At 39.3% G+C, this 349-nt stretch carries 1 pseudogene; it reads right to left on the bottom strand.

Annotated elements, in window-relative coordinates:
- Window positions 1-349, bottom strand: a pseudogene (locus tag R0J87_RS18975) (helicase); the annotation flags it as partial.

Here is a 349-nt window from a genome sequence, read left to right as displayed (position 1 = left end):
TCTACCATCATTCCAGAGATTTATTGCTTTTCTTTCAGCTTTTGCTTGCTCGATTTGAAGATTTTCAGTCTCATTCTCATCTACCATTTCAGCAAGTGTTTCTGCATGATATTCAACCCAATCCTTATCCCGATCAATACTTCTTTGTATAGTTGTTCCTAAATCTTTTAGGTTCTCTATTTCTCTGCTAATATCTACACCCATCTCCAATTGAGCTTTAGTAGCACTAGTAAGGAACCGGAAATTTGCATCTTTAGAAATCCAAGATGCAATATCTCTTCCTACTAGTAGAATCACACAGTGATCCCCTGCGCCACGAGCACCTCTGCCAATTCCTTGCTCAATCCAG

Origin of the sequence: Halomonas sp. SIMBA_159, from assembly GCF_046536035.1 — a bacterium.
Classification (GTDB): domain Bacteria; phylum Pseudomonadota; class Gammaproteobacteria; order Pseudomonadales; family Halomonadaceae; genus Vreelandella; species Vreelandella venusta_A.
Note: the sequence above shows the minus strand (reverse complement) of the source record. Positions and strands in the feature narration are given on the sequence as shown.